Origin of the sequence: Streptomyces formicae, from assembly GCF_002556545.1 — a bacterium.
Classification (GTDB): Bacteria; Actinomycetota; Actinomycetes; order Streptomycetales; family Streptomycetaceae; genus Streptomyces; species Streptomyces formicae_A.
The window spans coordinates 9,321,178-9,347,477 of the sequence record NZ_CP022685.1 but is presented as its reverse complement, the minus strand read 5'-3'; the positions used below and the strand labels follow the sequence as shown (position 1 = coordinate 9,347,477).

The following is a 26,300-nucleotide window of genomic DNA, read 5'->3' as shown; positions in this document are numbered from 1 at the left end:
TCGGTCAGCTGATGGCCTTGTACCCCTCCCAGCCGTCGCCGACCTTGGACATCACGCTGTGCCCACTGCTGATGTCCAGATAGCGCCACAGAGTGTTGTCCTTGCGGGTGAACCAGAGGTCGAAGGCCCGTCCGCTGCCGTCCGCGTCACCCGGCGAGGTGATCAGGGGGACGGCGGTGGTGCCGAAGTTGGTGCCGGTGCGGAGCTTCGCAGCGTGGTCGGCGAGACCGTCGCCATCGTCGCTGGTGCCCCGGTACACGTAGAGGTCGCCGTTGGTGCGATCACGCGCACCCAGGTCGACGCGCCCGTCGCCGTTGGTGTCACCGGGGGCGAACAGGTCCATGTTCTTCCAGCCGTCGGCGCCGATCAGGATCGGCTCACGATCCGTGTCGAGCCGGTTGTCCGCCGCGCCGAAGTACAGCCAGAGCAGGCTGCCCTCCTTGACGAGGAGGTCCGGGTATCCCGCGGTGTCGGGTACGCCGTCGTCGTCGATGTCGAGCGGCCCGTCCACGTCACCGACGGCGAGAATCTGGTCGGCGCCGTTCCAGTGGCGGTTGGCCTCGTCGTAGACGGTGAGTTCCTGCCGGTCGCTGTCGTCACCCTCGCAGTTGGTGCAGGCGTATCCATAACCGTCGTTGGGGTGGAGCCAGAGGCGGTCGGTGTTCGACGCATCGTCGTGATCGAGGGCTATGAGGTCCTCGTAGGCGTCGCCCGTCCAGTCGCCTCGGTGGGTGAGCTTGGCGCCCCAGGTCAAAGCGGACGCGGTCGTGGCGGCCTCGGTGACCGAGCCATCGCCTGCGCCGTAGTACCGCCGCAGCGTGCCGTCCTTGTCGACCGCCCACAGGTCGGGGTTGCCGTCGCCGTTGATGTCGCCCGGCTTGTCGCTCGCCTTGGGGCCGTTGGCGTAGAAGATGTAGTCGGCGGCATCGGACTTGTTCCCGGCCTTGTCCAGGCTGCGGGCGTAGAAGTGGTTGCTGCCCGCGGTGGTCGGGGTCAGCTTCACCGTGCTGCTGCCGCCCGGGCTGCCGGGGGTCACGGCGCGCACGGTGGGGTCGGTGTCGGTCCAGTACTCGTACTTGGCCACGTCCCTCACGCCCCCGCTGGAGAGGGCGAAGGAACCCTGCGTACGCACACTGCCCGTGGTCGAAGGCCAGCCGTCGCTGCCCTCGGGGAACTGGCTGGAGTCGATGCCCGGCGGGGTGCTCGGCCGGTTGGGGTCGAAGACGAACCGGCAGCCCGCCTCACCCAGCGAGGGACTCCAGTCGGAGCTCGCCCTACCGTCGTCGGCCTGCGCCTTCCAGGAGAAGTTGCCGCCGGCGGTGGAGAGGTGCGGGGTGAGGACGGACTTGGGGACCTTCACCTTGGCGACGGTGCCCGAGGTGGCAGAGACGGTCTTGTCGAAGAAGACCTTGGGGCCGTCGTCGTGGTGTCCGGTGGCCCACAGGTGGAACTGCGCCTTGACGCTGCCGCCGTCCCTGTCACCGACCTTGGCGGTCAGATAGACGTCGGTGTTGCCGATCGTGCCGTAGGGGGCGACGTCACCGCAGCCCTTGCTGTTCTTCGTGCTGGGAATGGTGTTCAGGCCGGTGGGCGCGTTGGGCACGGTGTTGTACTCGGTGGAGAGCACCGCGGACTTGGCGGAGAACTTCTTCCACCCCCACTCGTCCGACTCGTTGTCGGCCTGCAGTAGCAGGGTCATGGTGTTCCACTTGCCCGACGCGGCGTCCTTGGCGGCGCGTGTGGTGTCGAACGCGAGGTTGCCGGCCGGGCAGTCGGAACTCCACCCCTTGGAGTCATTGACCGTGTCCAGCTTCTCCCGCTTGTCCGGCTGGTTGTTCCAGGTGGTCGACGAGCCGATGCTCGCGGTGCGGTAGAGGTTGACGGGCTTGGAGGTGCACGACCACGACCAGCTGTTCTTGATCCTGAAGGTCGACTTGATGACCTGCTTCTTGGTGCTCCACAGGTTCTTGGTGTTCATGCGGAAGTAGGAACGGCCCAGGCCGTTGGTCTCGTTCTCGTATCCGACACGCGCCGTGGAGGTGGACTCACCCGAGCCGCCCCAGCCCGCCCCGTTGTAGAAGGAGCTGTTGGGGTACTTCTTGTAGGCGAGCGTCCACGAGTAGCGGGAGCCCTCCACATAGGGGTCGATGTACACCGGGTAGGTGGTGTCCTTGCCGGTCATCAGCCCCGTGTCCGGCGTGAGTCGCAGACTGTCGTCCTTGATCTCGACCGGCATCGCGGCCTGCTGGGCGCCCCGCCCCGGCTCGAACTCGTCCGTCGCCCCGGGACCGACCGGCTCGTCGGCGGCCGCCTTGGACTTGAGGCCGGCCGGTGTGCTCGTACTGCTGTCCCACATCCGTGGGGTGGGTGCGGTGAAGAGCTCCTGACCACCTGCGTTGCGAGCGCTGAGGTTGCCGTGCGCGTCGGCGGTGACCCGCACGCCGTCGCTGGACATGGCGTACGTGATCGTCTTCAGGTCCGGATTGGCAGCGGCCTCGGCAGACTTGACCACCAGGAGCTGGGCGAATCCGGATGCTCCCGCCCGCAGCTTCAGGTCGACGTCGGGCAGGACGTCGGGGTAGGTGACGGTGTTCTCCGCGATGGTCGGCTCGGGCAGTGCGGAGGGCCAGGTCAGCGAGATGCTGCGGCCGTCGCGGGTGATGGTGGCCAGCGGCCCGGTGCCACCCCCGGAGAACTTCAGACCCACCGTGGTGGCCTCGGGGGTGATGGACCCGTCCGTACCCCGGTGCAGGCTGGTGTCGATGTCGACCAGCTTGTGGTCCTTGCGGACCCACTGGGCGGTGGCGAACCGCTCCTCGGTGAACGTTCCGGAGGGGTTGGCGAACACCTGTGATGCCTCGGTACGCAGGGGGGCGACCTCTACCGGCTCGCCGGTGCTTGCGGCTTCGGCGAGGGCCTTGCCTTGCTCGGCACTCGTATCGGCCGCGTGCCCCTGGTCCGTCGGGGCCGCAGCGGTGTCCATGGGAACGGCGGTCGCGGCGGGTGTGGCCGCCAGGAGCGGCACAGCCAGTGCGAGGGCCGTGGCGGCGGCCAGCGGGAGACGTCGGTACGCGGCTCTCGACAGCCGCTTCTGATGGGCTCTCATTACATTTCCTTCGCAAAATCCTGCACGTCGATCGTGCGTGTCAGCAAGCCCGACATTCGAAGCGAGTGGAGGGTTGTACCCGGATGCGACTTCTCCTGATGTTGACTCAAATCCTGGCCGTAGGCGCAAAGTTGACTGTTCCAATCAGGTCCAGACCTGAACAGAAGAGGGAATTACATACATAAATGGCGCCTGAAAATAACGGATCAGTAAATCCTCGAAAGCGATCATTACCACCCCTTCATAACTGCTAGGTTCCTTAGATCTTCATCATTGTGGACTTTCTGTGGGGTGGGATGGTGTCCGGTTTTCGGGCAGGGACGGTCGGACGTACCGATCGTGCGGTGAGCAGACGGATGCGGGCCGTGCGGTGGATCGCCGCGTCGCTGGTGGCTTACCTCGTGGCCGGGCTGCTGGGCGGTCCGGTGGCCGCCGCGGCCGAACTGACGCTGGCAAGGCTGAAGAACCCGGACCCGGTGCCGACCTCCCCAGTGAAGAAGCAGCGGCTCGCCAAGCCCGACCGGACGGCCGAGCACCGCTGGCAGGCCGCCCCGAAGAGCGCGTGGCCGAAGGCGGGCACCGCCACCGTCGCCGTGCCAGGGGCAGGACGGGCGAAGGCCGCCCCCGGGAAGCTGCCGGTCAGCGTCGGGCGACCCTCGTCCGGCGCCGAGGCCGCGAAGACAGCCGGTCCCTCGAAGGCGCGGATTCAAGTCCTTGACCAGAAGGCGGCCCGTTCCCTGGGCATCCAGGGTGTGTTACTCGCGGTGCGACCCGTCGAGGGCGCGAGGGGCGCGCTGGACGTCCGCGTCGACTACTCCGGTTTCCGGCATGCCTTCGGCGGTGACTGGGCCTCACGTCTGACCCTGCGTCAACTGCCGCAGTGCGCGCTCACCTCGCCCGGCACGAAGGGCTGCGAGGCGGGCAGCGCCCTGGACACCGACAACAACACCGGGAGCAGCGTCCTTTCGGCATCCGTCACGCTGCCCGCCGCCGAGCCCGAAGGGGCGCCGGAGAAGACCGCTCCGGTCACCGAAGCCCCGCAGGGAACGCGGTCGGCGACCGGCCTTGCCGCACAGGACGGCACGGTGCTGCTCGCCGTCTCCGCTGCGGCCTCGGGCGCCGCGGGCGACTTCAAGGCCAGCTCCCTCGCGCCGTCCGCGTCCTGGTCCGCCGGCGGTTCCAACGGCGGCTTCACCTGGTCGTACGACATCGACACCCCCGAAGTACCCGGGGGCACCGAACCTGAGCTGGGGCTGAGCTACAGCTCGCAGTCGGTGGACGGCCGCACCGCCGCCACCAACAATCAGGCGAACTGGATCGGTGACGGCTGGAGCATGGAGCCGGGCTACATCGAGCGCCGCTACGTCTCCTGCTCGGACGACGACAAGGACGGCAACGGCACCGACAAGAGCGGTGACCAGTGCTGGAAGAAGGACAACGCGGTCCTGAACCTGGGCGGCCAGAGCAACACCCTGGTCAAGGGCGACAAGAAGGACGAGTGGCATCTGGAGAGCGACGACGGCACCAAGGCCGTCAAGCTCGACAGCGAGGAACGCGGCAACGGCGACGACGACGGCGAGTACTGGCGGATCACCACCCCCGACGGCACCCGCTACTACTTCGGCTACAACCGGCTGCCCGGCTGGAGCGAGGGCAAGGCGCAGACCAACTCCACGTGGACGACGCCCGTGTTCGGCAACCACAAGGACGAGCCCTGCCACGCGGATGCCTACAAGGACTCCTGGTGCCAGCAGGCCTGGCGGTGGAACCTCGACTACGTCGTGGACCCGCACGGCGACGCGATGGCCTACTACTGGAACACCGAGACCAACCACTACGGCCGCAACGTCAACCCCAACACCGGTGATTCCACCGCCACTTCGTACGACCGGGGCGGCTACCTGGACCGGGTCGAGTACGGCCTGCGCTCGGACACCATGTACGGCCGGAAGGCTGCGGCCAAGGTCGACTTCAGCGTCTCGGAACGCTGCCTGACCGACTGCGGAACCTTCGACAAGGACCACGCCAAGAACTGGCCCGACGTGCCCTTCGACCGCTACTGCAAGGCGGACGAGAAGTGCAAGGACCGCTACTCCCCCTCGTTCTGGACCCGCAAGCGCCTCACGAAGATCTCCACCTCGGTCCTGACCGACGGCGCCTACAAGCCCGTCGACTCCTGGACCCTGGCCCACCAGTTTCCCGCCACGGGTGACGGCACCGACCCGGCCCTGTGGCTCTCCTCTATCACCCGCACCGGCCACACCGGCACCGGCGACGTGACACTGCCCGCCGTCACCTTCAAGGGCCAGCCGCTCGCCAACCGCGTCGAGGGCGCCACCACCGGCGGCAAGCCCGACCCGGTGCCCCCCATGGTGCGCTGGCGCGTCTACGGCATCGACACCGAATCCGGCGGGACCATTGGCGTCACCTACTCCGACCAGGACTGCAAGGCCGGGGATGTCCCCTCACCGTCGGCGAACAAGCGCCGCTGCTACCCGGTGAAGTGGTCACCGCCCGACGCCCCCGCCGCGGACTACGAGCCCTACCTCGATTGGTTCCACACCTACGTGGCCACCCAGGTGCTGGAGGCCGACAACACCGGCGACGCGCCTGCCAAGGAGACCGACTACACCTATCTCGACGGCATGGCCTGGGCCAAGGAGGAGGACGAGTTCACCAAGGCCAAGCACCTCACCTACGGCGACCGCAAGGGCTACGGCCGCGTCCAGGTCCGCACCGGCGCACCCGCGTCCGACAAGCAGACCCTCAAGGAGTACCGCTACTTCCGCGGCATCGACGGCGCCAAGGTCACCGACCACCAGAACGACACGGTCACCGACCACCAGGCGTTCGCGGGCATGACCCGCGAGGAAGCCACCTACAACGGCGACGGGGGCAAGCTGGAGACCGCCACCAGCTTCGAACCCTGGCACGGCGCGGCCACCGCCACCGACGCGCGCGGCGACCTGCCCGACCTCATGGCGTACGCCACCGGCAGCAAGAGCGAGCAGACCCGTACCGCCGTCGGCGACGGCTGGCGCACCACCAGGACCGAGCGCACCTTCGACGAGTACGGTCTGCCCCTCACCGAGTCCGACCTCGGCGACCTGGCCAGGAGCGGCGACGAGGAGTGCACCACCACCAGCTACGCCCGCAACGCGGAGGACAACCTCCTCACCCTGGTCAAGGAGGTCAAGAAGGTCGACGTGGCCTGCGACAGGACACCGTCGCTGCCCGCCGACCTGATCTCCACCGAACGGCACTACTACGACGACGCGACCAGCCTGGACACCCCGCCCACCAAGGGTGACGTGACACGCCTGGACGAGCAGAACGACAAGGGCACCGGCTATCTGACCACCGCCGCCCACGGCTACGACCAGCACGGCCGCGAGCTGACGGAGACCGACGCGAACGGCGTCAAGACCAGCACCACCACGTACAACCCGAAAACCATCGAGGCACCGAAGTCGGCGACCGTCACCAACAGCCTCGGCCACACCACCACCACGGAGTACGATCCGGCCCGTGGCGTGGCCACCGCCACCGTCGACGCCAACACCAAGCGAACCGATGCCGTCCACGACGGGCTTGGCCGCGTGCTGAAGGTGTGGAATCCCGGCTGGTCGAAGACGGACCACGCGACCCGGCCCTCGGTCGAGTACGGCTACACCATCTCCAAGTCCGCGGCGAACGCGGTGTCCACCAAGACCCTGCAGTACGACGGCTCGTACGCCACGAGCTATCAGCTCTACGACGGGCTGCTGCGCGGGCGCGAGACCCAGGCCCCGGCCATCGGCACGAAGAACCGCGTGGTCACCGAGACGCTGTACGACAGCCGAGGCTTCGCGTGGAAGACCTACGCGCCCTACTACGCCGAGGGCGCCCCGTCCGCCGCCCTGGTCAGGGGTGTGGTCAACAAGGTGCCCGCCGCGACGGAGAACCTCTACGACAGCATGGGCCGGGTCACCGATGCGATATCCCGCAAGTTCGGGGACGAGAAGTGGCGCACCAAGACGCTCTACGGGGGCGACCGGACCACGGTCGTACCGCCCAAGGGCGGCACCGCCACCACCACGGTGACCGACGCCCATGGGCGCACGACCGAGCGCCTGCAGTACACCGACGCCGAACGCACCACGTCACAGAAGACCCGCTACGAGTACGGCAGGTTCGACGAGCCCGAGAAGGTCACCGATCCGGCGGGCAACACCTGGACGTACTCCTTCGACGGGCGCGGCCAGCAGATCGAGAGCGACGACCCGGACAAGGGGCTCGTCAAGACGAGCTATGACAAGCTCGGCCGGACCACCTCCACCACGGACGAGCGCGGCGTCACGCTGACCACCGGCTACGACGACCTGGGCCGCAAGACCAAACTGGCCAAGGGCGACACGCTCCTGGCGAAGTGGACCTACGACACCGTCGCCAAGGGACAGCCCACCGCCGAGATCCGCTACGTCGACGGCAAGGAGTACAGCTCGGCGACCGGCTCCTACAACGATCTGTACCAGCCTCTGTCCAGCACCTTCACGGTTCCCGATGCCGCAGGCGCGACCGCGGGCACGTACACCTGGACGTTCGGCTACAACGACTACACCGGTCAGCAGGAATGGATCAAGCATCCGGCGGTCGGCGACCTTCCCGGCGAGCGGCAGACCACCGTCTACGGCGAGGGCAACCTCCCGCAGAAGACCACGGCGGGCTCCATCACCCTGGTCAACTCCACCTCGCACGACGTGTTCTCGCGCCCGGCGCGCACCGAGTTCGGCACCCTGGGCAAGAAGGTCTACAAGACCGAGGTCTACGACGAGCACACCGGGCTCCTGTCCCGGCAGACGACCGACCGCGACACCACCCCCCAGCGCATCGACGACACCACCTACGCGTACGACCCGGCGGGCAACGTCACCGGCATCACCACCGCCAGCGGACAGGGCGAGGGCAAGTCCACCGACACCCAGTGCTTCAGCAACGACGCCCTGGGGCAGCTCTCCGAAGCGTGGACCGCCAAGAGCGACTGTGCCAGTGGCCCTTCGACGAGTACGGTCGGCGGCCCCGACGCCTACTGGCAGTCCTTCGCGTACGACGCCATCGGCAACCGCACCGAGCAGACCGACCACAACTCCGGCGCCACCACCACGTACACGCAGCCCGAGCCCAAGACCGGCCTGCCGCACGCGGTGAAGGAGACCACCGTCAAGGGCGGCCCGGATGATGGGCAGAAGAGCGCCTTCAAATACGACGAGGCGGGCAACACCACCAAGCGCACCATCGGCGACCGCGTCCAGGACCTCACCTGGGACGACGAGGGGCACCTCGCGACCTTGACCGAGGGCGGGAAGAAGACCGGTTACCTCTACGACGCAGACGGCGACCGCATGCTCGCCAAGGACGCGGACGGCAGTCAGACCCTCACGCTCCCCGGCGACAACGAGCTGAAGATCACCAAAGCCGGTACGAAGGAAGGCACCCGCTACTACACCCACGAGGGCGAGACCGTCGCCGTCCGCACCGGAAAGGGCTTCTCCTTCCTCCTCTCCGACCACCAGGGCACGTCGATGGCGGCAGTGGCCATGACCACCCTCGCCATCACGCGCCGCAAGCAACTCCCCTTCGGCCAGACCCGTTCCAAGGACACCGAGCCCCTCCCCGGAACCCGCGGCTTCGTCGGCGGCACCGACGATCCCACGGGCCTGGTCCACCTCGGCGCCCGGGAGTACGACCCCGCCCTCGGACGCTTCCTCTCCGTCGACCCGGTCATCGACGTCGACGACCCGGCGCAGATGAACGCGTACTCGTACGCCCACAACAGCCCGCTCACCAAGTCCGACCCCGACGGACTGCGCCCCATGGGCCCCACCGACCACGGTCCGTCCGGCGACGCCGCCTGGGGAGCCGACCGCGGCATGTACGCGGGCTACCACTACCGCAACGGCAGGTGGGTCTGGAAGCAGACCCCGCGCAAGGGCAAGGTCTTCCGCCAGCGCTACACCGCGTACCGCTCGAACCCCTCCCACTACCTCATCGACGACCGCTACGCAGCGGAGCGCGCCCGCGCCTCCTACATCGCCCGCGCCAAGGCACAGGCCAAGGCCCGCGCCGAGGCGAAGCGGAAGGCCGAGGCCGAGCGCCGCAAGAAGGACGGCATCTTCGGGAACATCAGGAAGGGCAACTTCGGGGCCGCTTGGGACAATGCGACTGACAAGATGGACAACACAGTTGGCAGCGTCGACTGGTGGAAACACAAGGGGGTGGACATCGGAGTGGGTGCTGTCGCCACGATCGGTACCTCTGTCTGCATCGCCACGGTCGCCTGCGGCGCCGGACTGTTCGTGGTCGGTGCGGGGGCCGTATATGTCACCGGGCTGGGGGCACACATGGCAGTCGCATCGGATGAGGAACGTCGCCAGGGCGCCGGGCAGTACTTGTTCCGAACAGCTGTCGCCGAAGGAAAGGGGATCGCCATGGGGACGCTCTTCGGCCGGGGTGCGGCCGGTGCCTCCTTCAAGGGCGGAAACCTCGGATGGTCACGGTGGGCGGTAAAGGGCGGGCACGCCCGGATCAACAGCATAGTGACCGGACCGCGCCAAGGCGGGTTGCCCTATCTGTGGAAGCAATCTAGTTTGCGTTGGCGTAAGTAGCAGACTCGACATGTGATCGCTGTGCGAGGGAACCCGTAAAAGCCTTCCCTCGCACAGCGATCAGCCCAGAAAAGTAGAGAAGAATGAATAGGGATCACTGCGCGACACGCAACCACATCGAAGTCGACAGAAGCCGGGATCTACCGCCGAGGCCGACCCCTCTCAGTACTTACAAGGTACTGCGTGGATGCCGCATCGGACTTGCCGCATGGCTCGCAGTGACGATCGCCGCTTCCGTATTCCTCGGCCCCCTTGGCGGACTATCGGTGGCAGCTCTTTTCCTGTGCTTCTTCATAGCCTTCTTCCTCTTCCGGAAGACCAAGGGACATACAGTCAAGTGCAGCCTCCTTGGGGCTCTTTCAGGTAGCCTCCGCGTAGTGGACATGGTGTCCTGAATCCCTTTGCACAGCCATCTCATCCAGCCACGAAGGGTGCCAAGTTGGACACGTTGCTCGGATTCGCACTTCTGGGAATACTTGCGATCCTGACCACGAGAGTCGTTACCAAGATCACCCGGAAGAGGGCGGTCGCTCGTTCAGAAGCGCTTTCCGAGTCCGAGACCGTGGCAGTCCCGTGCCGCGTCTCCTGGAAGTCAAAGACCGGGCGAAAGTCTTCTGTCTACGGGAAGGTCAGGATCAGCGGCGACGGATCACTGTGTTTCGACCGCCGGTTCCACGCCCCCCTTCCGGTGCCGAAGGGTGGATCGATTCAGGTCGAGGAGAGCTGGCGTCCGGGAAATTCCGTCATCACCTATACGACTCCCGACGACCGGATCCAGATCCTCGCGAGTTCCGTGGATACCGAATCCCTCGCTCGGTCTCTCGCGGCCCGACGCGATTGAAACCCGATCCCAGTGGCGTGCCTGCCGGCCGGACACCGAAAGCACCACCCTCCCCGTCCTGAAAAGCACTATTGACCACCGATCACCCTCTGCGTCAGCGTTCCTCACCGCGGCCCGCGTCCCGGAACCCGCTACGCGGTGCCGGACGTGGGCCCGCGGTCCTCGTCACCGGCGCCCAGGAGCGCCTACATGTCCAACGAACAGCACCTGTTGAAGGTCTACAGCGATCGCACCTATCTGCACACCACGACCGTGCGGCACCAGGGCACGACGGTCGCCTTCGCCATGGACGACAACCGGCACCTCTTCTACTCGGTGCTCGACCTGAGCGCCCACGACGAGACCAAGGGCGAGCTCGACGCGGCGTACTGGTCGGAGAATCCGCTGGCGCTGCGCTTCCCCGCCGAGATCACGGAGGTCGGGTACGCGGTCGCGGGGGCCACCGCGCTGCCGGTGGTCAAGCGCGGTGGGCGCACCGAGGCGGCAGCCGGAGAGCGGCTCGGCGACGACGGGGGAGACGGCTTTCTGTCGGTCACCGCGCGATTAACCGCCGCCGCGCCGTTCCAGGTCCTCTCCGACGGCACCCATCTGGTGGTCCTGCACCAGTCGGTGGGGCGTGACCACGGCGACGCGGTCTTCGCGTTGGCGGGCGGCGGGTCGGCCGGGGACGCGGCCCGCGCGGACCTCGCGGTGGACCGGGAGGGGGCGAAGGTCCCGCTGGTCTCCGACACCCGGTTGTGCGACCGGTTCCTGCTCGCCGAGGGCAGGCTGAAGCCCGTCCTCGAGGTCCGCTACCGGCGCAGTCGGCACCGGACGCGGCCCCATTCGGCCAAGGACCGTCTCGGCACGACGGACATGGAGGGGCGTCCCTTCCACGAGCCGACGCACGAGCTTTCCTTCGTACGGAAGGCCGGTTCACCGCCCTGCTGCTGCCGACCGCCGTGCACGGGCAGCAGCGCTGGCAGTTCTTCGCGCACAACGACGCCAGTGGACGCATCGACGCCTTCAACGTCGAGCAGGGCAAGGACGGTCTGTTCAACCCCAGGGGTCCCAGGCGTTCACCAGCCCCGACCCGCGCACCAGGACGCGGTGTACGAACGAGCCCCCGGCACCTGCCCGTTCACCGCTCTGCCGCTGGTGCCGGTGGCGAGCGCGGAGGGGCACGCGGGCACGGCGATGTCGTTCGACGGCGGCGACGAGGACCACGCGGAGACGGCCAAGCACCTCGACCGGAGCGCGACCGACTTCACGGTGGAGTTCTGGGCGCGCCGCACGGCCACGGGCGGCCGCGAGGACTTCGTCATCGGCCATGGCGAACACACGGGTCGCGACCGCAGGAGCCTGCACATCGGGTTCCGTGCGGACGACACCTTCGCGTTCGGCCTGTACGCGGACGACCTGGGCAGTGCGCAGCCGTACGCGGACACCGACTGGCACCACTGGGCCTGCGTGTTCGAGCGGGGGACGCGGCAGCAGATCGTCCACCGGGACGGGGTCGAGGTGGCGCGGCGCACCGCCACCGGAGCGTACGAGGGGGTCGGCAGCCTCGTCCTCGGCAAGGGCCTGTGGAGCACAGACGCGCGGAGCTCGACGAGGTCCGGATGTGGAGCCGGGCCCGCCCAGGGGACGAGGTCAAGCGCGACCGGGGCACCCGGCTCGTCGGGAACGAGCCGGGTCTGCTGGCCTACTACCGCTTCGACGAGGGCAACAAGGACTGGCTCTACGACCAGACCGACAACGCCTTCCACGCCGAACTCTGGGGCAGCCTGAACTGGGTCGCGTCGAACGCGCCGATCGGCGACCGTCCTGGATTGCGGCACGACAGCTTCGCGGTGGCCGGGCGCACTGCCGTGTCCGGCCTGTCCGCCGTGCTCTACCACCAGCAGGAGGAGGCCCTCGCGGGGTACGGGAAGGCGAATCGACCCGTGAAGCGCCAGGCCAGGGTCCTGCTGCCGTACACGGCCGGGGGGCGCAGCGGCGACGCGGGCGAATCCCTCCTCGCCGCGGTCGACTTCGGGGTGGGCCGCGACGGGCGGCTCGCCCAGGCACCGGGTGAGCTCAGCCTGCCGATTCTGCAGCGGCCGCAGTCCAGCGACGACGTGGAGCGGATCAGCGAACTGGACGCCCGCAGCACGCAGTTGGCGCGGGACGTGGTCGCCAAGGAGACGGCGGTGCAGCGCCTGGTCCAGGAGGCCGCCGCGCTGCCCGATCTGGAGCGCGAACGGGACGCCGCGCGCGGCGAGCTCGAACAGGACCAGCGTGCCTGGAAGTATCACCTCCGCTTCCGCCGCAAGCGGGACGGCAACGACCAGTACATGGCGATCGAGGGCGACCGCACGGACGCGGAGGCCCCGCTGATCAGGACGGCCGACAAGGCCACGGCAACGACGCTCTGTGGCGTCGACGAGCTGGAGACGATGGTCTGGGACAAGCCCCTCCTCGCGATCCGCAACCTGCGCAGCGGCCTCACCGTGCATCTATCGCGCGGCAGCCGCGACGACAACGTGCCGTTCGTGCAGCGCCCGCACGACCCGAACGCCCGTGCCGCGCAGTTCTCGACAGCCAAGCGCTACGCCGACGAGTACGGGCGGGCGTGCGGGACGATCTGCGGCCCGCGTCACGGCGTACGTACGAGCGGTTGACCACCGCCGAGGCGAAGCTCACCGCGCTGCGCACCGAGCGCGACCGCATTCCGCACGCTCAGCGCGCACTCCTCGCGCTCAAGCAGGAGTTGGCGCAGGCCCGGGAAGAGCTCGGGCGGCTCACCGGCGGGCTCAAGAGCGACGACGACATCGCGCTGCCCGTGCCGCAGCTCAGCCTGGGCCGAGGCGGCCTGAGCACGTCGGGCGCACTGCTCGGCTTCGCCCGCACCGCCGAGCGGCCGTTCCTGCTCGACAGCGCGACCGGCAACGTGGTGCTGTACTTCCGGGGCGTCAGCGGACAGTTCTTCTCGGCGTACTACGACACCCGGGTCACCCGGGGCTCGCGCCGCTTCGAGGCCGACGGCGGGCAGGGGCTGACGTACACCGTGCGCGACGCGGGCACCGACCCCGCCGAGCTGCGCCTGCGCACCAAGGCGTACGAGCGCGAGAGCGACCGAGTCCGGATCTACATCCAGCGCGGCGAGGAGTCCGAAGACTGGCGCGAACTGCCGCGCAGGGCAACGGACTTCGCCGCCACCCTGAACGGCGTACCGGAACGGCCCCTGAAGCTCGGTCTCGTACAGCGTGTCTAAGACAAGTCAATCGAACTGGCCGAGGCCCTCCCCGTCGACGTGTCCGAGGGCACGTTCCTCACGGTGGGCGGACAACCGCAACGTCACGTTCACCCATCCGGGCGCCAACCCGCGGGCCAGCTCGCGTCTGCTGTTCGCCGATCCCCACGAGACAGAGCTCGTCCCGCTCGGCGAAGTGCCTGACCTGGTGCCCGGCCACGGCTGCCGCTGGCGGGCCGACAAGCCGGGGCGAGCCTTCGCGTTCGACGGCAAGGGCAGCTTCCTCGCCCTGCCCGAGAAGCAGTGGAAGCAGACGGCGGTCGGCGGCGATCTGACGGTCGAGGCATGGGTGAACCCCGACCGGGTGTCGGGTCCCGCACGCATCGTGCACGCGAACACCGGCCAGGAACCGTGCTCGCCACCACCCTGCCCACCGCGCTCTCCTTCGACGGCAAGCGGGGCGTGGCCACCACCGAGGCTTCGTTCAGCCTGGCCGACACCAGTTTCACGGTCGAGTTCTGGGCGCGGATGCCCGCGCCGTCCGGCGGCAAGCAGCAGTTCCTCGTCGGTCACGGCTCGTCCTCCCGTACCCCCAAGGAGGTCCTGCACATCGGGTTCCGGGAGAACCGTGCCTTCACCTTCGCCTTCTACGCCGACCTCAACACCGCTGAGCAGTACACCGACACCGACTGGCACCACTGGGCGTGCGTGTACGACAAGGGGCGCGCCCAGGTGATCTTCGGGACGGGGCCGAAACGGCCCGCCGCACGATCACCGACGGCTACCGGGGCAACGGCCGATTCAGCTTCGGCAGTTCCTTCGCGGGGTGGGTGCCCGACTACGCCCGGGTGGACATGGACGAGGTGCGGCTCTGGACGGTGGCGCGCTCGGCCGCCGCGGTGCAGGCGCGGATGCGCCAGCGGCTCACGGGCGGTGAGAGCGGCCTCGCGGGCTACTGGCCCGCGTACGAACCGGCCGCCCTGGTCAACGGGAGGCCCGGCGTCGAGGACCGCTCCGCGCAGGGCAGACACGTCGTTCTCACCTACCCGGACAACGTCACGACCGCTCTCTCCCCGCTGGAGGAGAAGACCGACGGGTACCGGATCGTGGCCTCGGTCGGCGACCGCCGCATGGCGTCCAGGGAGCTGTTCCCGCCGAACGAGTGGACCCATCTGGCCGCCGCCTACGAACAGTCGTGGGCCGTCGAGCTGGCCGAAGGCACCCATGTGGAGGTGGCCGACGACGACGCGCTCGATCTGATCGGTGACCTCACCGTCGAGGTGTTCTGCCGTGTCGACGTGCTCGGCGCCGTTCAGGGCCTGCTGTCGAAGGGGCGTGCCGCCGACGGGCGGCAGCCTCCCGTACCGGCTGCTCGTCCTGCCCGACGGGCGGCTCGAGTTCGCCTTCGAGGCAGCCCGGCGGCGAGCCGCGGCGTTACGCGTCGGCCGAGGCCCTGACCGCCGGGGCGTTCCACCGCATCGGCGTCGTCCGCAAGGGCGGCCGTGCCGTGCAGGAGCGCAAGGGCACCAAGGAGGCCACCGCCGTCGGGCCCGACGGCAAGCCGGTCCCCCCCAGAGCGTGGAGCTCGTGGAGGCGGTCGACGTCCACGAGTGGCAGGACATCCGCTTCCACGTCGACGGACGGGAATTCGGCGCGGACCGCTACGACGGTCCTGGGCCCCGGGGCAACAACGGCCCGCTCGACATCGGCCGGGCCTGCGAGGGCGAGGACGTCCGTCCGCTGACCGTCACCGTCGCCGAGGTGCGGCTGTGGAGCACCGCCCCCGACGCGGCCCGTCTCGGCACTCCCGTGTCCCCGCACGACCGGGGCCTCGCCGCCCACTGGCGCTTCGAGGAGAACGCGGGCAACGCGGCGTCCGATGCCACGGGTTCGCATCCCGCGCGGCTGCGCGGCGCCCGGTGGGTGCGCAACCCCGACCCTCGGGGCAGTTCCTTCCGCCTCTACCGCAACGGCACCCCGGTGGCCTGCGACCCGCTGGCGAACGCCGAGTTCACGGACGTCGGCGACCGGCAGCTCACGCTCGGGGCCCGGCTCAAGCACGGACGCGGCGGCCAGGCGTACTCCGGTGTCCTCGAAGACGTGCGGATCTGGCGGACCGCCCGCACCCACAAGCAGGTTCTCGACAACCTGTTCACGCGGCTGACGGGCGAGAAGCAGGACCTGATCGCGTACTGGCCGTTCGACGACGTCTCCACCCGGACAGCGACACGTCCGACGAGGCCTCGGTCATCGAGCTGACCGAGGCGGAGGAAGTGGTCCATTCCCTCTCCTGGGCCAAGGAGCGCAGCGTGGACGCGGCGTTCGGGTTCGCGCTGTCCTACGAGGTCGACGTCGACATGTGGATGATCACCGCGCCGCTCGGCTTCGGCGTCGCCAAGTCCCTCGCCAAGGCGAACGTCTCGGTCGGCGTGCGCGGCAGCCTGGAGTTCTCCAACGGCTGGGCCGAGGAGACGGCCGTCTCCCAGGGCACCAACACCGCCCGCGCCACCAAGGTCTCCCTCACCGGGCGCTGGGAGAACTCCCTCGACATCCTCAACCGGTCCGTCGGGCGGCGCTTCGTGCCCGCCAACACCGGCTTCGCGGTTGTCCAGTCCCAGACCGCCGACGTCTTCGCGCTGCGCCTCGCGCACAACGGAGCCCTGGTCGCCTACCGCATCCAGCCCAACCCCGACATCCCCAAGGACTGGAACGTCATCCCCTTCCCGCTCAACCCCCGCTACACCAAACAGGGCACCCTGGACGGCGCGGTCGGCTTCGACGAGAACGGCAAGGTCCTCGACCCCGACTACGCAGGCGCCCAGGGACGCGGCGAATACAGCTACTACAAGCCCCGCGAGGCGTACGCGATCAAGAAGCGCATCCAGCGCGACCAGCAGCGCCTGGCGAGCTACTACGAGAGCGTGTCCACCGAGACCCACACGGCCGATCCGACCGCCGAGCGCGCGGGCCGGGTGCTCGGCGGGGCGATCGGCTCGGACGCCTCGCCCGCGCAGGGGCGCGACACCGCCGACAGCGCGACCGGCGCCGGGTTCTCGCGCCGCGACCTGGTCAACACCTATGTGTGGACGGCGGCGGGCGGCTTCTTCGCCGAGACGACCGAGACGGCGGACGTGGTGAGCGAGACGACGTCCGGCTCCTACTCGCTGTCCGGTTCTACGGGTGCCTCGCTCGGCACGTCCTTCGAGGTATTCGGCGTCGGCGTCAACGCCCAACTCGACGCATCGGTCGGCGGCGGCATGAGCACCACGCGGGCCGGGGGCAAGGAGGCGACCCGTTCCTTCGGGCTCACCGTGCAGTGCGCGCCGTCGGGCAACCTCCAGAGCTACGACGAGCACCGCAAGCCCGTCTTCGACCGGGCGGGGCAGCCGGTGAAGGCGCCGGGCAAGGTCGACGCGTACCGCTTCCTCTCCTTCTACCTCGGGGAGGACAGCGAGCACTTCGACACCTTCTTCCACAAGGTCGTCGACTCGGTGTGGCTCGCGGGCGACGGCGATCCGAACGCGGTCGCCCTGCGCCAGGCCCGCCAGTCCGACAGGAAGCCGCCGTGCTGGCGGGTCCTGCACCGGGTGACGTTCGTCAGCCGCGTCCTGCCGTCCGTCCCCCCGCAAGGAGCGGCGCCGCTGGAGCGGGCCATGCGCCAGCTCGACGTGGAGAGCCACTACGAACTGATCCGCCGTCTCGGCCCGTACGTCAAGAGCGCCGCCACCAGCAGGACCGAACTCGCCACCGCCGTACGCGGGGCTCTGGACGCACACCTGCCCGAACTGCTCCCGCACGCCGCTGACGTGACGGACTTCCTCGGCCAGTACTACGGCATGGAGTGAGGCTCACGCTCATGGGCTGACGCCCTCCCCCGACGGCGGGGAGCCGGGTCACACCCCTCCGGTTCCCGTCGTCGACGGCTGTGCCGTCGAGCCCCGCACCACCAGCTCCGGCTCGAAGAGCAGCTCGCCCGGGTTGTCCTGGGCGCCGCCCTGGATCTGGGCGCAGAGCAGGTCGACCGCCGCGCGGCCCATCGCCTCGATGGGCTGTCGCACCGTCGACAGGGGCGGCTCGGTGCAGGTCATGAAGGACGAGTCGTCGAAGCCGATGACGGACAGGTCGGCGGGGACGGAGAGGCCGCGTCGGCGGGCCGCCCTGATCGCTCCGAGGGCCAGCGGGTCGCTGCCGCACACGATGCCGGTGACGCCCCGCTCCAGGAGGCGTCCGGCCGCGGCCTGGCCGCCCTCCAGGGAGAAGATCGAGCGCTCGACGAGTTCGTCGGTCAGCTCCGCGCCCGCCGCCCGCGCCGCGAGGCGCGCGGCCGCCAGCTTGCGGCGCGACGGCTCGTGGTCCGAGGGGCCGATCACCAGGCCGATCCGCTGGTGCCCGAGCGAGGCGAGGTGGCGCCAGGCCTGTTCAACGGCTACGGCGTCGTCGCACGCGACGCAGGGGAAGTCGAGGCCCTCGACCGCCGCGTTGATGAGGACGACCGGGATGTTGCGCTCCGCGAGCAGGTGGTAGTGCTCGTGCGGCGCGTTGGCCTCCGCGAAAAGGCCACCGGCGAAGACCACTCCGGAGACCTGCTGCTGGAGCAGCAGGTCCACGTAGTCCGCCTCCGCGGCGCCCCCTTTGGTCTGCGTGCACAGCACGGGCGTGAGCCCGCGCTGGGCGAGCGCGCCACCGATGACCTCGGCGAACGCGGGGAAGATCGGGTTCTGCAGTTCGGGTATGACGAGGCCGACCAGGCGTGCGCGCTCGCCGCGCAGCTGCGTCGGGCGCTCGTACCCGAGGACGTCGAGCGCCGTGAGGACGGACTGCCTGGTCGCCTCCGAGACACCGGGCCGCCCGTTGAGGACACGGCTGACCGTCGCCTCGCTCACCCCTACCTTCTTGGCAACCTGTGCAAGTCGTCGCGTCATGCGCGCAAGGCTAACGCAAGAAGGCTGGAGGTATACGTCCGGTACTTGCTCGTTGTCGTCGGCAAACTGCGGTCATGTGCAGGCCAGTTGCACGGTCTGTCGTCCGGGCCGACCGGTGTCACGCCCGCAGCCACACCGCCGTATCGTTCGGCAATCTCCCCTGTTCGTCCAGGGGTCCGCTCGTCAGGATCAGCTCCTCGTACGCGAGGAGTTCGACGCTCCGGCCCGAGAGGTTGACCACGCAGCGCAGTCCGTGGCCGCGCGCGAAGGCCAGCACTCCCTCCCGCGAGGGCAGCCACGTCATGGGGCCGTCCCCGAAACCGGCGCCCGTGCGGCGCAGGCGCAAGGCCGTGCGGTAGAGGGTGAGCATCGAGTCCGGGGCGGCGCTCTGGCGGTCCACCGCGTAACGCGCCCAGTCGGCGGGCCCCGGCAGCCAGGGCTCGCCGCGCGAACCGAAGCCGAAGTGGGGCGCGTCGGCGACCCACGGCAGCGGTACCCGGCAGCCGTCGCGGCCGGGGTCGGTGCCGCCCGAGCGGAAGTGCATGGGGTCCTGGATGCGGTCCCGGGGGACGTCGGCCTCGGGCAGGCCCAGTTCCTCGCCCTGGTAGAGGTAGACCGAGCCGGGCAGGGCGAGCGTGAGCAGGGCTGCGGCCCGTGCGCGCCGGGTGCCGAGGGCCAGGTCGCTGGGGGTGCCGAACGCCTTCGTCGCGAAGTCGAAACCGGTGTCGGCGCGGCCGTAGCGGGTGACCGTGCGGGTCACGTCGTGGTTGCACAGGACCCAGGTGGCGGGCGCGTTGACGGGTGCGTGCTCGGCGAGCGTGTCGTCGATGGTGCGGCGCAGCCGGTCGGCGTCCCAGGGGCAGCTGAGGAAGGCGAAGTTGAAGGCGGTGTGCAGCTCGTCGGGGCGCAGGTACCGGGCGAAGCGTTCGGCGTCGGGAAGCCAGACCTCGCCGACGAACACGGCGTCGTACTCGTCGGCGATCGCCCGCCATGAGCGGTAGATATCGTGGAGTTCGTCCTGGTCGACGTACGGGTGCGGGTCGACCCCCTCGGTGAAGTCGGGCAGCTCCGGGTCCTTGGCGAGCAGTGCGGCGGAGTCGATGCGGACGCCTGCGACCCCGCGCTCGAACCAGAAGCGCAGGACCTCCTCGTGTTCCCTGCGGACCTCGGGGTGCGCCCAGTTGAGATCGGGCTGTTCCGGCGTGAACAGGTGGAGGTACCACTCGCCGTCGGGAACGCGGGTCCAGGTGGCGCCGGAGAACTGCGAAGGCCAGTCGTTGGGCGGGAGTTCGCCGTGGGCGCCGCGGCCGGGGCGGAAGTGGAACAGCTCGCGTTCGGGGCTGCCGGGGCCGGCGCTGAGCGCGGCGCGGAACCAGGCGTGCTGGTGCGACACGTGGTTGGGGACGATGTCGACGATGACCTTGATGCCGAAATCGGCGGCCTCCGATATGAGCTTCTCGGCATCGTCGATGGTGCCGAACGCCGGGTCGATGGCGCGGTAGTCGGCGACGTCGTAGCCGCCGTCCACCAGTGGGGAGAGGTACCAGGGGGTGAACCACACGGCGTCCACGCCGAGTTCGGCGAGGTAGGGCAGGTTGGCGCGGACGCCCGCCAGGTCCCCCGTGCCGTCGCCGTCGCCGTCCGCGAAGCTTCGGGGGTACACCTGGTAGATGACTGCGTCGCGCCACCAGTCGTCGGTGCGGGACGCGGGAACAGCTGCCACGTGACGGTCCTTTCGGGCAGGTGGGTTCTGTCAGCCCTTGAGGCTTCCGGCGGTGAGGCCCGCCATGATGCTGCGCTGGAAGAGGAAGAACACGATGATCATCGGGATGCTGGCGATCACGAGACCGGCCATGATCTGGTTCTGGGTCACCGCTCCCGCGGTCTGCGAAAGGCCCACGCTGAGCGTCATCTTCTCGCTGTCGGGAAGGACGAGCAGGGGCCAGACGAAGTCCTTGAAGACGAGGACCACGGTGAAGAGGGACACCACACCGAGGATCGGCCGGGAGATCGGCAGGATGATCGACCACAGGACGCGCCACGGCGGCACGCCGTCGATCTCGGCCGCCTCGAGCAACTCGTTCGGTATCGAGTCGAAGAAGCGCTTCAGCAAGAAGACGTTGAAGCCGTTGGCGGCGACGGGGAACCAGATCGCCCAGGGCGAGTTGAGCAGGTGCCAGCCGAGGATCGGTACGTCGGTCACGGTGATGTAGGCCGGGATCATCACGACGATCGGCGGGATCATGAGCGTGGCCAGCATGCCCGCGAGGATCGCGTTGCCGAACATCGGCCGGAGCTTGGAGAGCGCGTACGCGGCGGACACGTCGACCGCGAGCGCGAAGAGCCAGGCGCCGACGGCGTAGAACAAGGTGTTCCGCAACAGCGTCCCGATGTCGAAGAGTTCCCAGGCGTCGGCGAACACCGAGAAGTCGGGTGACTCGGGGAAGAGCGTGGGCGGTGTCCGGGCGATCTCCTCGCCCGTTTTCATCGCCCCGGTGACCATCCAGTAGAGCGGGAAGACGAACACCAGGGTGAACACGGTCACGGTGGCGGTGAGCAGCGCCCAGTAGATCCTGCTGCCCCTGCGGGATCGCAGTTCCAGGGGCGAGACGATGGTCCTGGTCGCCGCGGGGCGGCGGTCGGTGGTGTTCGGCACGGGCCTACTTCTCCTCTCGGGTCAGCCTCAGCTGCACCGCGGCGACCGCGAGCAGGACGAGCATGAGCATCAGGCCGAGCGCGCTGCCCGCCCCGTAGTTGCCGCCGTAGACGAAGGCGTACTGGTACATCAGGTAGGCGACGGTGACGGTCGCGTTCTCCGGGCCGCCGCCCGTGAGCATGTAGGGCTCGATGAACACCTGCATGGTGGCGACGATCTGGAGCATCAACATCAGCGTCAGGATCAGCCGCGTCTGGGGAATCGTGACGTGCCGGATCCGCTTGAGGATGCCCGCGCCGTCGAGCTCCGCCGCCTCGTAGAGCTCCCCGGGGATGTTCTGGAGGGCCGCCAGGTAGATCAGCACCCCGGCCCCCAGGTTCATCCAGGTGGAGACGATCACCAGGGAGAACAGCGCGGTGCTGGTCGAGTCGAGCCAGGCCAGCGTCGGCAGTCCGACGGCGTCGAGCGCCTGGTTGAAGAGGCCGGGCCCCGGATCGTAGAACCAGCGGAACAGCAGCACGGAGACGATCGGCGGCAGCATCACGGGCAGGTAGACCACGAACCGGAGATAGGCCCGGGCGTGCCGCAGTTCGTTGAGCACGACCGCGACGGCGAAGGGCACCACGTAGCCGCAGAGCAGCGCGAGGAGGGTGAAGACGAACGTGTTCCGCCAGGCCTCGCCGAACGCGGGATCGTTCACCACCGTACGGAAGTTGTCGAGCCCCACCCAGGACGGCTCGTCCACGAGGTTGGTCTGCTGGAAGCTGAGGACGACCTCCCTGACGATCGGCCACCACGCGAACAGCGCGAAGCAGAAGAGCGCGGCGCAGAGGAATCCGTAAGCGGTCAGGTTCCGTCGTGCCGCCCTGCGCCGCTTCGTCGGTGGCCGACGCCTCGGCACGACCTGCCGCTCCGGCGCGACCCGCCGCTCTGTCGCGACCTGCTGTTTCGGCTTCGGCTTCACGGTGAGTGTGCGCATCGGATCAGCGCCTGGCCAGGATCGAGTTCGCCTTGGACTCGGCGTCCGCGAGCAGCTTGTCGACGTCGGCGCTCTCCCGCGTGAGGACGGCGGACATGGCGACGTCGAGCACCGCGTACAGCTCCTGGGCCTTCTCCGGCTCCGGCTTGGGCGTGATCCCCGGGGCGGCGTCGACGTAGGGCTCGTAGTTCTTGACCGGCAGGACGGCGTTGGCCTTGCGTCCTTCGGCGATGGCCTTGCCGGTCGGGGAGTCGCCCATGTAGTCGTTGTTGGGGACGCCCACGGCCTCACCGTTGGCCTTGCCGCGGGCGAAGTCGAAGCGCCCCTTGCCGGGCGTGTTGAACTGGAAGTCGATCCACTGCAAGGCGGCCTTGGTCTGGGACGGGCTCGCCTTGGGATTGATCATGTACGCCTCGCCGCCCGCCAGGGACGCCTTGCCGCCCGGCACACCCGTGATGCCGTAGTCCGCGGCCTTCCCCTGGAACTTCTGCGTCACGTCGGTGATGACGTCCGGAGCCCCGAGCATCATGCCGGTCTTGCCCGCCGCCATCTGCTGCATCAGCGACTCCCAGCCGATCAGCACCCTGCTGCCGACGCTGTCGTCCTTCCAGCGCATGTCGTGCAGGTTGTGCAGCACGGCCTTGCCCTCGGCGCTGTTGAAGGCGGCCTTGCCGTCGGTGACCATCTCACCGCCTCGGCTGAACAGGGCCTGCGCGAAGTGCCAGCCGCCGGTGTTGCCGCCGCCGTACTCGCCGTACCCGACGTATCCGTCACCCAGGTCGGCGATCTTCTTCGCGGCGGCGCGGACCTCCTCCCACGTCCTGGGCGGCGCGTCGGGGTCGAGACCGGCCTTGGCGAACAGCGCGCGGTTGTAGACGAGGCCGACGCTGTAGCTGACGTTGGGCACGCCGTAGACCTTGCCGTCCTTGGTGACCATGCCCCTGACGTCCTGTTTGATGTCGCCGAAGTTCTTGACCACGCCGGTCGACGCGGTGATGTCCTTGGCCTGCCTCTTGGCGATCACGTCGCCGTAGTTGGTCACCGGCACCACGAACACCGTCTCCATCTGACCGCCCGCCAGCTTCGCGGCGAACGTCTTCGGGTCGAAGCACGGCTGCTGGTCGGTGCTCTTGACCGAGACGCCAGGGTGCGCCTTCTCGAAGGTGGCGACGTCGTCGTCCCATGCGTCACGCAGCTTCGGCGCGGTCTTCGCTGGCCGGCAGGCGACGGTGATCGAGACACCCCCGCTTCCGCCGGAACCCGACGAGTCGCCACCGCAGGCCGTGGCGGTGAGGGCGAGACCTGTCGTCAGAACGATCGCGAGGTTACGGGGCTTCATTGCGGCTCCTCTGGAGTGGCGCCCGAGCGCTGCCCTGATGGGTGCCGTCACGATAGGGCGGCCGACAGAAGGCCGCAAGATTCGTATCCAGATACGCAAGATTGCGACTGCATCACGGTAGTTGTGCAGGGCGACGCCCTGCATCGATGCGGAATATGGCCTGGCCAGCCGATCTCAACTCACCTGTGCGCTAAGCCTTTTCAGCCGCCTGTCGAGCAATTGCAAGCCATCACCGACATCTTGCGTCCACCTCGTCGCGGTGCTTCAGTGGGCGCAGCCCGGCGGCCACCACCCTCACCCCCACCAGGACCCACCAGGCCCCACCAGGAAGGTGCACCCGCAGATGCATTCATATGACATGCACGCGCCATCTCGGAGAGTCGCGCGCAGTTCTTCCGCCTTTGCCCTCGCCCTCGCGATAGCCCTCGTCGGATCCGTCATCGGCCTCGCAGAACCGGCCGCCGCCAGGACCGCCTCCCAGCCGAAGGCGGCTGCCGCCGCGGGCGCCGATCTGCCCTTCACCTCCACCGAAGCGGAATCCGCCGCCACCGACGGCCAGCGGATTGGACCCGACTACACCCAGGGCACCCTCGCCTCCGAGGCATCGGGACGGCAGGCCGTACGCCTGGGCGCGGGCCAGAGCGTCGAGTTCACGCTCGGCGGTGCGGCCAACGCCGTGAACGTCTCCTACAGCGTCCCCGAAGGACAGACCGGTTCGCTCGCCGTGTACGTCAACGGCACCAAGCTCGACCGGTCCATCGCCGTCACCTCCAAGTACAGCCACATCGACACCCCCTGGATCCCCGGCGCCAAGACGCATCACTTCTTCGATAACGCCCACCTCCTCCTCGGCCGCGATCTCAAGGCGGGCGACAAGGTGAGGCTGACGGCCACGTCGAGCAACGTCACCGTCGACGTCGCCGACTTCGAGCAGGTCGGCGCGCCAACGGCCAAGCCGTCGGGGGCGATCTCCGTGGTCGACAAGGGGGCCGACCCCACCGGTCAGCGGGACTCCACGGGTGCCTTCCGCGACGCGATCGCCGCGGCCAAGGGCAGCGGCGGCACCGTGTGGATCCCCGCGGGCGAGTTCACGGTGGGATCCGAGCTGAGCGGCGTCGAGAACGTCACCGTCCAGGGCGCGGGCGGCTGGCACTCGGTGGTGCGCTCCTCGCGGTTCATCAACCAGAGCGGCTCGGCGGGCAGGGTCCACCTCAAGGACTTCGCGGTCATCGGCGAGGTCACCGAACGCGTCGACAGCGCCCCGGACAACTTCGTCAACGGGTCCCTCGGTCCCGGTTCGAGCGTCAGCGGGATGTGGCTCCAACACCTCAAGGTCGGTCTCTGGCTCACCGGCAACAACGACGACCTCGTCGTCGAGAACAACCGCGTCCTCGACACGACCGCGGACGGCCTGAACCTCAACGGCAACGCGCGCGGCGTCCAGGTCCGCCACAACTTCCTGCGCAACCAGGGCGACGACTCGCTGGCGATGTGGTCGCTCAACGCCACCAACAGCGACGACACCTTCGCGCACAACACCGTCTCCCAGCCCAACCTGGCCAACGGCATCGCGATCTACGGCGGCCGCGACATCACCGTCAAGGACAACCTGGTCCTGGACACCAACGCGCTGGGCAGCGGCATCGCCGTCTCCAACCAGAAGTTCCTCGACCCGTTCTTCCCGCTCGCGGGCACCATCACGGTCGCCGGGAACACCCTGGTGCGGACCGGCGCCCTCAACCCCAACTGGAACCATCCGATGGGCGCCCTGCGCGTGGACGCGTACGACAGCGCGATCGAGGCCACCGTCACCATCACCGGCACCACCATCAAGGACAGCCCGTACAGCGCCTACGAGTTCGTCTCGGGCGGCGGCACCGGCAAGGCCGTCAAGAACGTCACCGTGGACGGGTCGACCGTGGCGGGGGTCGGCACGGTGGTCGTCCAGGCCGAGACGCCGGGCGCCGTGCGGATGACCGGCGTCAAGGCCACCGGGGTGGGCGTCGCGGGCATCTACAACTGCCCCTACCCGGCGGGCTCCGGCACCTTCGCGCTCACCGACGGAGGCGGCAACTCCGGGTGGGACAGCGTCTGGGACGACTGCTCGACCTGGCCGCGGCCGGGCGGCGGCAACCCGGCCCCCGACCCGAACCGGAACCTCGCCAAGGGCCGCCCGGCGACCGCGACCGGCACCGCCGACGTGTACTCGCCCGGCAAGGCGGTCGACGGCGACGCGCACACGTACTGGGAGTCCACCAACCACGCCTTCCCGCAGTCCATCACCGTGGACCTGGGCTCCGCGCAGCCCGTCAGGCGCGTCGTCCTGAAGCTGCCGCCCGTCGCCGTCTGGCAGGCCAGGACGCAGACCCTCTCACTCCAGGGCAGCACCGACGGCTCGTCGTTCAGCCAGCTGGTCGCCTCGAAGGACTACCGCTTCGACCCGGCGACCGGCAACGCCGTGACCGTCGCCCTGCCCGAATCGGCGCCGAGGACGCGTCATCTGCGAGTGCTCGTGACCGCCAACTCGGGTTGGCCCGCAGCCCAGTTCAGCGAGGTCGAGGCCTACCTCGAGTAGGCCAGGTCCTCGCGTTCCAGGCCG

At 68.9% G+C, this 26,300-nt stretch carries 15 protein-coding genes and 1 pseudogene; 9 read left to right on the top strand and 7 right to left on the bottom strand.

Annotated features, from left to right (window positions below):
- Positions 1–4: 4 nt before the first annotated feature.
- A complete protein-coding gene (locus KY5_RS40090; protein ID WP_234363108.1) occupies positions 5–3,106 on the bottom strand; it encodes an FG-GAP-like repeat-containing protein in 3,102 nt (1,033 codons plus the stop codon).
- A gap of 344 nt (positions 3,107–3,450) precedes the next feature.
- Here KY5_RS40090 and KY5_RS40085 point away from each other — a divergent pair, with 344 nt between their 5' ends.
- The 4 genes from KY5_RS40085 to KY5_RS40075 all read left to right on the top strand — a co-directional run bounded on the left by KY5_RS40085 (position 3,451) and on the right by KY5_RS40075 (position 13,826).
- Entirely contained in the window at positions 3,451–9,750 is a 6,300-nt protein-coding gene (locus tag KY5_RS40085) for an RHS repeat domain-containing protein (protein WP_234363107.1), read from the top strand.
- Between the two features lie 439 nt (positions 9,751–10,189).
- Positions 10,190–10,591: a hypothetical protein gene (locus KY5_RS42040; RefSeq protein ID WP_159072724.1), complete on the top strand. Its 402-nt coding sequence runs from the start codon at positions 10,190–10,192 to the stop codon at positions 10,589–10,591.
- Positions 10,592–10,780: 189 nt separating this feature from the next.
- Positions 10,781–12,361 carry a LamG-like jellyroll fold domain-containing protein gene (locus KY5_RS40080; protein WP_098246791.1) on the top strand — a complete coding sequence of 527 codons (1,581 nt, stop codon included), beginning with the start codon at positions 10,781–10,783 and terminating at the stop codon, positions 12,359–12,361.
- Positions 12,362–13,184: 823 nt separating this feature from the next.
- The gene (locus tag KY5_RS40075; RefSeq protein WP_098246790.1) at positions 13,185–13,826 is read left to right on the top strand and encodes a hypothetical protein; all 642 of its coding nucleotides are present in this window, start codon (positions 13,185–13,187) and stop codon (positions 13,824–13,826) included.
- A gap of 6 nt (positions 13,827–13,832) precedes the next feature.
- Here KY5_RS40075 and KY5_RS42885 read toward each other — a convergent pair whose 3' ends face one another.
- On the bottom strand, positions 13,833–14,378 hold the full coding sequence (locus tag KY5_RS42885) for a hypothetical protein (RefSeq protein ID WP_234363106.1): 546 nt from the start codon (positions 14,376–14,378) through the stop codon (positions 13,833–13,835).
- On the opposite strand from KY5_RS42885, the pseudogene KY5_RS43335 reads away from it, so the two are divergent.
- From KY5_RS43335 to KY5_RS42035, 4 genes and pseudogenes are all read left to right on the top strand, one after another.
- A pseudogene (locus tag KY5_RS43335) lies at positions 14,295–14,480 on the top strand (hypothetical protein); the annotation flags it as partial. The gene KY5_RS42885 and the pseudogene KY5_RS43335 sit on opposite strands and share 84 nt — an antisense overlap.
- A gap of 29 nt (positions 14,481–14,509) precedes the next feature.
- Positions 14,510–15,262 (top strand): hypothetical protein, encoded by a 753-nt coding sequence (locus tag KY5_RS40070; RefSeq protein WP_234363105.1) that lies wholly within the window; start codon positions 14,510–14,512, stop codon positions 15,260–15,262.
- A 121-nt stretch (positions 15,263–15,383) separates the two neighbouring features.
- Positions 15,384–16,064, top strand: a complete 681-nt coding sequence (locus tag KY5_RS40065) for a LamG-like jellyroll fold domain-containing protein (protein ID WP_159072722.1) — start codon at positions 15,384–15,386, stop codon at positions 16,062–16,064.
- 14 nt (positions 16,065–16,078) lie between these two features.
- Positions 16,079–17,650: a hypothetical protein gene (locus KY5_RS42035; protein ID WP_159072721.1), complete on the top strand. Its 1,572-nt coding sequence runs from the start codon at positions 16,079–16,081 to the stop codon at positions 17,648–17,650.
- A gap of 48 nt (positions 17,651–17,698) precedes the next feature.
- On the opposite strand, the gene KY5_RS40055 is transcribed toward KY5_RS42035, so the two are convergent.
- From KY5_RS40055 to KY5_RS40035, 5 genes are all read right to left on the bottom strand, one after another.
- Complete coding sequence (locus KY5_RS40055; RefSeq protein WP_098246786.1) at positions 17,699–18,727, bottom strand: LacI family DNA-binding transcriptional regulator; 1,029 nt, start codon at positions 18,725–18,727, stop codon at positions 17,699–17,701.
- Between the two features lie 118 nt (positions 18,728–18,845).
- A complete protein-coding gene (locus KY5_RS40050) occupies positions 18,846–20,450 on the bottom strand; it encodes a glycoside hydrolase family 13 protein (RefSeq protein WP_098246785.1) in 1,605 nt (534 codons plus the stop codon).
- A 30-nt stretch (positions 20,451–20,480) separates the two neighbouring features.
- Positions 20,481–21,383, bottom strand: coding sequence for a carbohydrate ABC transporter permease (locus tag KY5_RS40045; RefSeq protein ID WP_098246784.1), 903 nt, complete (start codon positions 21,381–21,383; stop codon positions 20,481–20,483).
- Between the two features lie 4 nt (positions 21,384–21,387).
- The gene (locus KY5_RS40040; protein ID WP_234363104.1) at positions 21,388–22,362 is read right to left on the bottom strand and encodes a carbohydrate ABC transporter permease; all 975 of its coding nucleotides are present in this window, start codon (positions 22,360–22,362) and stop codon (positions 21,388–21,390) included.
- A gap of 4 nt (positions 22,363–22,366) precedes the next feature.
- Positions 22,367–23,701, bottom strand: coding sequence for an ABC transporter substrate-binding protein (locus tag KY5_RS40035; RefSeq protein WP_098246783.1), 1,335 nt, complete (start codon positions 23,699–23,701; stop codon positions 22,367–22,369).
- Between the two features lie 358 nt (positions 23,702–24,059).
- On the opposite strand from KY5_RS40035, the gene KY5_RS40030 reads away from it, so the two are divergent.
- The gene (locus tag KY5_RS40030) at positions 24,060–26,276 is read left to right on the top strand and encodes a discoidin domain-containing protein (RefSeq protein ID WP_098246782.1); all 2,217 of its coding nucleotides are present in this window, start codon (positions 24,060–24,062) and stop codon (positions 26,274–26,276) included.
- The last annotated feature ends 24 nt before the right edge of the window (positions 26,277–26,300 follow it).

What these genes read in the sequence shown, in the direction of transcription:
- KY5_RS40090 (WP_234363108.1), bottom strand. Translation starts at nt 3,106, where the DNA reads ATGAGAGCCCATCAGAAGCGGCTGTCGAGAGCCGCGTACCGACGTCTC.
- KY5_RS40080 (WP_098246791.1), top strand. Translation starts at nt 10,781, where the DNA reads ATGTCCAACGAACAGCACCTGTTGAAGGTCTACAGCGATCGCACCTAT.
- KY5_RS40055 (WP_098246786.1), bottom strand. Translation starts at nt 18,727, where the DNA reads ATGACGCGACGACTTGCACAGGTTGCCAAGAAGGTAGGGGTGAGCGAG.
- KY5_RS40040 (WP_234363104.1), bottom strand. Translation starts at nt 22,362, where the DNA reads ATGCGCACACTCACCGTGAAGCCGAAGCCGAAACAGCAGGTCGCGACA.
- KY5_RS40035 (WP_098246783.1), bottom strand. Translation starts at nt 23,701, where the DNA reads ATGAAGCCCCGTAACCTCGCGATCGTTCTGACGACAGGTCTCGCCCTC.
- KY5_RS40030 (WP_098246782.1), top strand. Translation starts at nt 24,060, where the DNA reads ATGCACGCGCCATCTCGGAGAGTCGCGCGCAGTTCTTCCGCCTTTGCC.